The following is a 3163-nucleotide window of genomic DNA, read 5'->3' as shown; positions in this document are numbered from 1 at the left end:
AGAGTTAATAGATGGTTTAAACTATGTACCACAGTCAGTTGTAGGTATAAATCAGTTTAATAAACAGTATAGAGAAATAACAAAAATAAAAAATGAGACTCTTTTAAAAAGAGATTTAAGTGAAAGAGATATAAACTCTTTAAAACTGTATCTATATACAGTGGAGGAGTATTTTAAACTAAGAGATAAACCAGTTGGAATAAATATAGATTATAGTGATTATAGAGTATCTAAAGAAAAAATATCAAGAGCCTTTGATAAATATGTTTTAAAGAATAAGAAAACTTTGTTTTCTAGAAATGAAAAGATAAATAGAATATCTTTTTATAGAGGAATGAATACATATATAAGAAGTGGAGTTATAGAAAATACAATAAAAAAACTGCAACAAGAGGTAAGTAGAAATATATATATAAATACTAATACTAGATACTATTCAAGACTTGAAAGAATGGCTAATAATATATTTATTGAAACAGCTAATAGTAACTTAAATAGAGATTTAGGAAACTATACATACTTTAGAGGATTTAGAAGACCACAAAGATATAGTAAAAATGATTACTATATAGAGGTATATTTTGATAATATCTATGTAACTGATATTGAAAGAAAAGAGGAAAAGGGCTTTGACAACAGCCAAATATTTTTAGATAAAAAAAGATTAACAGTAAATGGAACATATAAAATATATAATAACTTTAATCTTTATAATATTAGAACTTTTGATTTTAGTGAAAACTATACAGTTAAAAGTGTAATTAAAGGGGATAGTGAGTCATATAGTGATGAAAGTAAAGAGATAAGAGATATTTTAAAGAAAAAGTTTAATGATCTAATTATATATAAAATGAAAAATCTTTAAAAATAGAGTATAATTACCATATATTATTTTAAAATAGTTTTTTAGGAGGATATTATGATAATTGGAATTATTATTTTAGTTTTAATTGTACTTTTAGTTATGATTGTAATTGGAATGTATAATAAACTTGTTAAAGAGAGAAATTTTGTTGAGGAGGCTTTTTCTACAATAGATGCTTATCTTAAAAAAAGATATGACTTAATACCAAACTTAGTTGCTACAGTTAAAGGGTATAAAGATTATGAAGGTTCTGCTTTAAAGGGGATTATAGAAGCTAGAAACAAATATATGAGTGCTGGGTCAATTGATGAGAAAGTTGAAAGTGAAAATATGATAACAGGAGCTCTTGGACGTTTATTTGCTGTAACAGAGGCTTATCCAGATTTAAAGGCTAATACTAATTTTATGAATTTACAAAATCAGCTTCAAGAGATTGAAACAGATATTTTACAAGCTAGAAAATACTATAACGGTTCAGTTAGAGAGTATAACACTATGTGTGAAACTTTTCCAAGTGTATTAATAGCTAATAACTTTGGATTTAAAAAATACCCATTCTTTAAGGTTGAAAATGAAGAGGAAAAACAAAATGTTAAAGTGGAGTTTTAGTCTATTTTTCCTTATATGCTCTTTAGTTTTTTCCATGGATAGTGGATATGTAATAGATAACTATAAGGTAAATATAGGGATAAATGACAAGAACGTATATACAGTTAAAGAGAGTATTAAAGTTGACTTTTTAGAGCCTAGAAGAGGGATATACAGAGTTATTCCAGAAAAGTTTAACGGTAGACATATTAAAGTATCAGATATTAAAATCAATGCTAAAACTTATGCTAAGGATGAGGGAGATTATATATACCTTCGTTTAGGAGATAAGGATAGATACTTAACAGGGATAAAAAACTATATTATAAACTATACATATAATATGGGATATGATAGAAACTCAAAATATGATGAGGTATACTATAACTTAGTTGGAAATGACTGGGATACAAATATTAAAAAATTAGAGTTCTCTATAACTTTACCTAAGAGCTTTAATACAGATAAGATAAACTTTACAAGTGGATACAGAGGAAGTGTAAGTACACATGGTGTAAAGTGCTGGGTAGAAGGTAATACAATAAAAGGATACACAACAAGAGTTTTAGGACCGAAGGAGAGTGTAACTTTAGCCCTTCCACTACCTGAGGGGTATTTTAATATGACCTCTGTTAAAATTAAAATATATGCCTTTACAGGACTACTTTTTTTACTTTTACTTTCAGTACCCTTAGGGGCATATTTAACTTATAGAAAGTTTAAAGATAGTAAAAAAGTAATAGATACAGTGGAGTTTTATCCACCAGATAATCTAACACCTACTGAGGTTGGATACTATATTGATGGAAGAACAGATGCTAAGGATTTAACAAGTTTAATATTTTACTGGGCAAGTAAGGGATACCTTGAGATACATGATATAGATAAGAGATTTATTATAAAAAAACTTAAAAATGAACTTGTAACAGAAAATGAGTTTGAAAAGTATCTTTTTAATAGTCTATTTTTATATGGTGATGGAGAAAGTATAGATACAGATGATTTGAGAGAGGTATTTTATAAACATATAGAAAAGGCTGGAGAGATATTTGAGGTTGACTTAGCTCTTGATCACAGAAGACTTTATACTTCTAAAAGTATAAGATGTGGAAACACTGTAAAGACCTTTGTAGCACTACCTGTAATGGGAGCTTTTCTGTATATAAATTTTGTAGGAATATATAGTAGTTCTTTACTTATTAGTGTAATAGGAGGAACAGCTCTTTCTGTTATAATTACAATGATTATAGGTGGACAGATAAAGGAGAAAACTGAGTATGGGAATATGATACTTGGTAGAGTGAGAGGGTTTAAGAGATTTTTAGAAACAACAGAAAAGAAAAAACTTGAGATGTTACTTAAGGAGAATCCAAGTTATTTTTATGATATTTTACCATATACAATAGTTTTAGGGGTAAGTGATATGTGGGCTGATAAATTTAAAGATTTAGCAGTGGAGCCACCAACTTGGTACTACTCAAACTCTATGAGTATATTTACTTTAGCACTATTTATGGGAAGCTTTAATAACTCTTTTTCAGCACTAAATGATAGTATGCTATCTGCACCAAAGGCACCAACTAACTTTGGAGGAGGAGGTTCCTCTATGGGAGGAGGTTCTTCTGGTGGTGGAGCTGGAGGCGGCGGCGGCGGAAGCTGGTAGAATTAAAAAAAGATGAATTTTCCCAAATGAAAACTAATCTTTTTTAA

3 protein-coding genes are annotated in these 3163 nt (G+C 28.5%); all 3 read left to right on the top strand.

Features of this window, described 5'->3' with window-relative positions; translation table 11 throughout:
* The coding region (locus tag Q0V09_RS09705) for a hypothetical protein (protein ID WP_297489006.1) at nucleotides 1-865 on the top strand (865 nt) is incomplete at its 5' end.
* Between the two features lie 54 nt (nucleotides 866-919).
* Complete coding sequence (locus Q0V09_RS09700; RefSeq protein WP_297489004.1) at nucleotides 920-1474, top strand: LemA family protein; 555 nt, start codon at nucleotides 920-922, stop codon at nucleotides 1472-1474.
* A complete protein-coding gene (locus Q0V09_RS09695; protein ID WP_297489001.1) occupies nucleotides 1455-3116 on the top strand; it encodes a DUF2207 domain-containing protein in 1662 nt (553 codons plus the stop codon). The genes Q0V09_RS09700 and Q0V09_RS09695 overlap by 20 nt, the downstream gene beginning before the upstream one ends.
* The last annotated feature ends 47 nt before the right edge of the window (nucleotides 3117-3163 follow it).

The organism is uncultured Cetobacterium sp. (genome assembly GCF_947039425.1).
GTDB lineage: Bacteria > Fusobacteriota > Fusobacteriia > Fusobacteriales > Fusobacteriaceae > Cetobacterium_A.
Note: the sequence above shows the minus strand (reverse complement) of the source record. Positions and strands in the feature narration are given on the sequence as shown.